5 protein-coding genes are annotated in these 6,094 nt (G+C 70.1%); 3 read left to right on the top strand and 2 right to left on the bottom strand.

Annotated features, from left to right (window positions below):
• Nucleotides 1–64 precede the first annotated feature (64 nt).
• Entirely contained in the window at nucleotides 65–1,009 is a 945-nt protein-coding gene (locus ASG29_RS05425; RefSeq protein ID WP_055981385.1) for an Mrp/NBP35 family ATP-binding protein, read from the bottom strand.
• A gap of 72 nt (nucleotides 1,010–1,081) precedes the next feature.
• Here ASG29_RS05425 and hflK point away from each other — a divergent pair, with 72 nt between their 5' ends.
• The 3 genes from hflK (at nucleotide 1,082) to ASG29_RS05410 (ending at nucleotide 4,796) form a co-directional block, all read left to right on the top strand.
• Nucleotides 1,082–2,227: a protease modulator HflK gene (gene hflK / locus ASG29_RS05420; protein WP_055981382.1), complete on the top strand. Its 1,146-nt coding sequence runs from the start codon at nucleotides 1,082–1,084 to the stop codon at nucleotides 2,225–2,227.
• Nucleotides 2,227–3,105, top strand: coding sequence for a protease modulator HflC (gene hflC / locus ASG29_RS05415; RefSeq protein WP_055981379.1), 879 nt, complete (start codon nucleotides 2,227–2,229; stop codon nucleotides 3,103–3,105). Before hflK ends, hflC begins: the two co-directional genes overlap by 1 nt.
• Before the next feature lie 161 nt (nucleotides 3,106–3,266).
• Nucleotides 3,267–4,796 (top strand): Do family serine endopeptidase, encoded by a 1,530-nt coding sequence (locus tag ASG29_RS05410; RefSeq protein ID WP_055982261.1) that lies wholly within the window; start codon nucleotides 3,267–3,269, stop codon nucleotides 4,794–4,796.
• A 152-nt stretch (nucleotides 4,797–4,948) separates the two neighbouring features.
• Here ASG29_RS05410 and ASG29_RS05405 read toward each other — a convergent pair whose 3' ends face one another.
• Nucleotides 4,949–6,037: a CAP domain-containing protein gene (locus tag ASG29_RS05405; protein WP_235532788.1), complete on the bottom strand. Its 1,089-nt coding sequence runs from the start codon at nucleotides 6,035–6,037 to the stop codon at nucleotides 4,949–4,951.
• Between the last annotated feature and the right edge of the window lie 57 nt (nucleotides 6,038–6,094).

The following is a 6,094-nucleotide window of genomic DNA, read 5'->3' as shown; positions in this document are numbered from 1 at the left end:
CGGAGCGCTGCCAAAGCCCCTCCACCATCCTGCGGATGGTCCCCCTCCCCGTACCGGGGAGGATCTAGAGCGCGCCCAACCACGCCCCCACCTGCACCGCGATCGGCGCGAACACCCGGTCGTCGTCCTGCGCGGCCGGCGGTTCTCCCGCATCCGACGCGGTACGGATCGCGATATCCAGCGGCACGCGCCCCAGGAACGGGATCCCCGCCGCCGCCGCCGCCGCCGCCGCCCCCCCGCGCCCGAACGGGTCCGACACCTCGCCGCAATGCGGGCAGATGTAGCCCGCCATATTCTCGACCAGCCCGATGATCGGCACCCCCGCCTTCTCGAACAGGTCGATCGCCCTCCGCGCGTCGATCAGCGCCAGGTCCTGCGGCGTCGACACGATCACCGCGCCCGCGGGGCGATGCTTCTGGATCATGGTCAGCTGCACGTCCCCCGTCCCCGGCGGCAGGTCGACGACCAAAGTATCGGTGGCGCCCCAGTCGGCGTCGATCAATTGCCCCAGCGCACCCGCGGTCATCGGCCCGCGCCACGCGATCGCCTTCCCCGGCTCGATCAGCTGCCCCATCGACAGCAGGGGCACGCCGAAGCGGGTGGCGACGGGCAGCAGTACCTTGTCGCGCGCCTGCGGCCGCGTCCCCTCCGCGCCCAGCAGCGTCGGCTGCGACGGGCCGTAGATGTCGGCGTCGACCATCCCCGTCCGCCGCCCCAGCCGCGCCAGCGCGATGGCCAGGTTCGCGGCCAGCGTGGACTTGCCCACGCCCCCCTTCCCGCTGGCGATCGCGATCAGGCGGCGCTGCGTGCGTTCGGCTGTGACGACCACGCGCACCTCGAACCCGGGCGCGCCCGCGGCCATCCGCACCGCGGCCTCCATCGCGTCGCGCTGCGTCGGGTCCAGCCCGCTGGCGTCCAGCACGACGCCGATCCGCTGCCCTTCCACCCGCACCGTCGCGCGCGTGCCCGCCACCGCCGCGACCGCGGCCTTCACCTGTTGTTCGATCATGTGTCGGGGCGATACGCGTGCGACCGCGCCTTGCCACTGTTTTTCGCGCGCGGCGTTCCTATAAGGACAGTCATGAGCATCCTCCCGCGTTGGCCCCGCTTCACGTTGCGCCGCCCGACCCTTCTCGCCGCCGACAACAATGGTCCGCCCAGCCCGTGGGGCGAGGGCGGCGGCGGCGACGACGGAAAGGGGGGCGCGGGCCCGCGCAATCCGTGGGCGCAGCCGCCCGGCGGGCGCAAGGCCGGCGGCGGACGGCCGACCGCGCTGGACGAATTCCTGAAGAAGGCGCGCATCCCCGGTGGCGGCGGGGGCGACGGCGGCGGCGGCGGCGGGCGCCCGCAACTGCCGATGGGCGCCAATGCGCGCACCCTGTGGCTGCTGGGCGTCGGCGTCATCGCCGCGATCTGGCTGGTGTTCACCTCGATCCACCAGATCGGGCCGCAGCAGCGCGGCGTCGTCACCTTCTTCGGCCGCTATTCGGGGATGCTGGAACCCGGCATCCGCCTCACCCTCCCCGCCCCCTTCGTCAGCGTGACGAAGGTGGACGTGGAACAGGTGCGTACCGACGAATTCCCGCGCGAGGGCGGGGAGAACGTCCTGACCGGCGACCAGAACATCATCGACCTGGCCTATACCGTCCGCTGGCGCATCACGAACCCGCGCGATTACGTGTTCGAGATCAAGGACCCGCAGGAAACCGTCCGCGCCACCGCGGAAAGCGCGATGCGCGCGGTGCTGGCGACGACGACGCTCAACGAGGCGATCGGCGCGGGCCGCACCACGATCGAGGCGAAGGTCACGACCGCGATGCAGGAGATCCTCGACAGCTACGAGGCGGGCGTGCGCGTGCAGGGCGTGTCGATCAAGCAGGCCGCCGCCCCCGCCAGCCTGATCGACGACTTCAACGCCGTCACCGCGGCGCAGCAGCAGGCGGTGGGCGACCTCAACAACGCCCGCTCCTACGCGCAGCAGGTGATCGCGCGCGCGCAGGGCGAGGCCGCGTCCTTCGACAAGGTCTACGCCCAGTACCGCCTGGCGCCGGAGGTCACGCGCCGCCGCATGTATTACGAGACGATGGAGGCCGTGCTGGCCAAGACGGACAAGACGATCGTGGAGGTTCCCGGCGTGGCGCCGCTCCTGCCGCTGGACCGCGCGCGCAAGCTGACCGAGCCGGAAACCACGGCCCAGCCCGCCGCGACGCAGGGGGGTGCCCGCTGATGCCGCGCTGGATGCAGAATCCCATCGCCGCCGGCTTCGCCGCACTGCTGGTCGTCATCGTCGCCGCGGCGACCTTCGCGATCGTGCCCGAAACCATGCAGGCCGTCGTGCTGCGGCTCAACAACCCGATCCGCATCGTCAACCAGTGGACGCCGGGACAGGTCGTGGGCAACACCGGCGCGGGCGTGATCGCGCGCGTGCCCTTCGTCGACAAGATCGTGTGGATCGACAAGCGCGTGCTCGACGCCGATCTCGACAACACGCTGGTCCTGTCGACCGACCAGCTGCGGCTGAACGTCGACGCCTTCGCGCGCTTCCGCATCGTCGATCCGTTGAAGGCGATCACCTCCACCGGCAGCACGTCCAGCACCGAGGAGCGCGTCGCGGACCAGCTCCGCCCGCTGCTCGGCACCGCGTTGCGCAACGAACTGGGCAAGGTGCAGTTCGCCAGCCTGCTGTCGCCCGAACGCGGGCGCGTCATGGACGCGATCCAGGCGTCGTTGCAGCGCGACGCGCGGCAATACGGGGCGGAGATCATCGACGTGCGGATCAAGCATGCCGACCTTCCCGAGGGCAGCCCGCTGGAAAGCGCGCTGTCGCGGATGCGCACCGCGCGCCAGCAGGAGGCGAACACGATCCGCGCGCAGGGGCAGAAGGCGGCGCAGATCGTGCGGGCGGAGGCCGACGCCTCCTCCGCGCAGATCTACGCGCAGGCGTTCAGCAAGGACGCCGACTTCTACGATTTCTACCGCGCGATGCAGTCGTACCGCTACACCTTCGGCGCCGACGGCAACGCCGCGCCCGCGGGATCGACGAACATCATCATGAGCCGCGACAACGCCTACCTGCGCGAGTTCGAGGGCCGCGGGCGGCCGTGACCACGCCCGGTCGCACCGCCGTCACCCCCTCAAGTCGGGTAATGCGGGGCGACCGGCGCGGCTGACGGATCGTTCACATTCAATCGCCGTTCATCGTGGGAAAGCCACAGCACGTGGCACCTCCACAGCTTTGACCGGGTGACCAAGAGGACATGAAGACCGTGCGATACGCCTATGCCCTGACCGGCGCGATCCTCCTCGGCGGCACCGCCGCCTCGCTGACCATGCAGAACCCCGCGACCGCGCAGGTGGCGCAGAATGAACCCGGCGCGATCCAGGCGCAGGCGCCCAAGGCGGGCGCGCCGATGAGCTTCGCCGACATGGTCGCCAAGCTGCAACCCGCGGTCGTCAACATCTCCACGACTCAGCGCGTGACGGTGCAGCAGCAGGCTAACCCGTTCGCGGGCACGCCGTTCGGCGAATTGTTCGGCGGCATGGGCGGCGGCGGACAGGGCGGCGCGCCCGTGACGCGCGAGGGGCAGTCTCTGGGATCGGGCTTCCTGATCTCCGCCGACGGCTATGTCGTCACCAACAACCACGTCATCGCGCCGGCGGCGCGCGGCGCGACGGTCGAATCGATCACCGTCACCTTGCAGGACCGCAAGGAATACAAGGCGAAGCTGATCGGCCGCGATCCGACGTCGGACCTGGCGGTTCTGAAGATCACGTCGCCGACCGCGCTGCCGTTCGTGAAGCTGGGCGATTCGACCCGTGCGCGCGTCGGCGACTGGATCGTCGCGATCGGGCAGCCGTTCGGCCTGGGCGGCACGGTCACCGCGGGCATCGTGTCGGCGGTCCACCGGTCGACCGGCAACGGCCCGTTCGACAGCTTCATCCAGACCGATGCCGCGATCAACCAGGGCAATTCGGGCGGCCCGATGTTCAACCTGAACGGCGACGTGATCGGCATCAACAGCCAGATCTATTCGCAGTCGGGCGGCAACATCGGCATCGGTTTCGCGATCCCCGCGACGGAGGCGAAGCCGATCATCGACACCCTCATCAAGGGCCAGTCGGTGCAGCGCGGCTATCTCGGCGTCGGCATCCAGCCGGTGAGCGACGACATCGCCGCCGCGCTGGGCCTGCCCAAGAACCAGGGCGAGATCATCGGCCGCGTCGAGCCCGCGGGCCCGGGTGCGAAGGCGGGCCTGCGCGCGGGCGACGTCGTCACCGCGATCAACGGCAAGAAGGTGTCGCCGGACCAGACCCTGTCGTATCTCGTCGCCAATGCGGCGCCGGGATCGGCGATCAAGCTGGACGTGATCCGCGACGGCCGTCCCCAGACGCTGACCGCGACGGTCGCGACCCGTCCGGCGGAAGACCAGATCGCCGCGCTCGGCGGCGGCGGCGACGACGACGGCCTGCCCGACGACAACGGCACGGGCGAGGTCGCCCCGACCGCGTCGCTGGGCGTCACGGTCCAGCCGCTGACGCCGCAGATCGCGCGTTCGGTCGGGGTCGATTCGACCGTGCAGGGCGTCGTGGTCGTCGCGACCGATCCGTCCAGCGACGCGGGCCAGAAGCTGCGTCGCGGCGACGTGATCTCCGCGGTGAATTCGCAGCCGGTCCGCACCGCCGCCGACGTGGCGCGCGTCGTGGCCGCGGCGAAGACCGCGGGCCGCCCCGCCGTCCTGCTCAACGTCACGCGCCAGCGGACCGCCGGCGTCTTCATCCCGGTCAAGATCAAGTAACGCGGGCTACCCGAGTAACAGAAAAGGCCCGTCGCGCTGAAAAGCGCGGCGGGCCTTGTCTCATTTCGTCATTGCGAGCGCAGCGAAGCAATCCAGAGTCCCGCGCGAAACACTGGATTACTCCGCTACGAGCACGATGACGGGCGACGAAATCAACTCACGCTGCGGAACGTGTAATCGTAATTCCGCGTCACGCCGTTCACGACCACGCCCGCGATCGCCACCGAATAGCGCACGTTGTTCTGCAACCCCGCGACCTTCCATTGCAGGTTGTTGGGCAGGCCGTAGCCGACATTGTCGAACGACACGCCGCTGATCGCCAGCGCAGTGCCCGACGGATCGCGCACCGTGATCGTGGCATTGGCGAAGCTGACGTTCGCGTTCGCGCCGCGCCCGGCGGTGCTGGCGACGGCGGAGAATGACAGCAAAGCGCGCGGATCGAACCAGCGCGCGGGATAATCGCCCTGCGGATAGGCGACATACGCGGGCACGGTCCCCGGCGCGGGCACGCCGCCTGCGAACCCGAACACCTTCAGCGACGCGGCGTCGGTCCGGCGCCCGTCGCTCAAAACCTGCGCCACCCGGCCGTAGGAAATCTTGCCCAGGAACGGATCGAGCATCCAGCGGCGGTGACCGACATTGTCGGCCAGCAAATTGTTCACCTCCGTCATCCAGCCCGCGATGAAATCGTCCTCGCTCGACCATGTCAGGAAGGCGGAAACGGTGCCCCCGTACAGGTTGCTGCTGCTCGATCCGTTGTACCCGGTCTGCGTCCAGCATTTCCACGTGTTGGGCGGCGTGTGATCGAGCGCGCCGTTGGCGGCCATCATCAGCGACGATTCCATCGTCTGGGCATCGTCGGCGTCGTTGTACGTGACGGGCGCCAGCCCGTGCAGCGCGCGCAGCGCGTTCATCCGCAGCAGCACGTCGTCCTTCACCGCCTGGCGCAGCACGCCGGTCGAGCATCCCGGCACGTCGGGCGCGGTCACGTACAGCGCGGCGGCGCCCGCGGCCCAGCTGGCCGGGCGCGCGGGCGCGGGCGGTACCGCGACGGTGGCGGTCGGCGTCGGGCTGGGCGTCGGCGTGGGCGACGGCGAAGGGGCGGGAGTCGGCGTCGGTGTCGGCGCGACCGCGATCGGCGTGCTTGCCCCGCCCCCGTCGCCACCCTCGCCGCCGCATCCGGTCAGCAGCAGCGGCAGCACCAGCGTGGCATGGATCAGGCGCTGCCCGGTGATACGCATCGACATCCCGTAAAAATCCCCGTCCCGTCGATTCTCCCCCTAGGTCGATCAACTTAA

The organism is Sphingomonas sp. Leaf412, assembly GCF_001425405.1.
Classification (GTDB): domain Bacteria; phylum Pseudomonadota; class Alphaproteobacteria; order Sphingomonadales; family Sphingomonadaceae; genus Sphingomonas.
Note: the sequence above shows the minus strand (reverse complement) of the source record. Positions and strands in the feature narration are given on the sequence as shown.

Coding starts and splice junctions, on each gene's coding strand:
- ASG29_RS05425 (WP_055981385.1), bottom strand. CDS start 1,009: ATGATCGAACAACAGGTGAAGGCCGCGGTCGCGGCGGTGGCGGGCACG.
- hflK (WP_055981382.1), top strand. CDS start 1,082: ATGAGCATCCTCCCGCGTTGGCCCCGCTTCACGTTGCGCCGCCCGACC.
- hflC (WP_055981379.1), top strand. CDS start 2,227: ATGCCGCGCTGGATGCAGAATCCCATCGCCGCCGGCTTCGCCGCACTG.
- ASG29_RS05405 (WP_235532788.1), bottom strand. CDS start 6,037: ATGCGTATCACCGGGCAGCGCCTGATCCATGCCACGCTGGTGCTGCCG.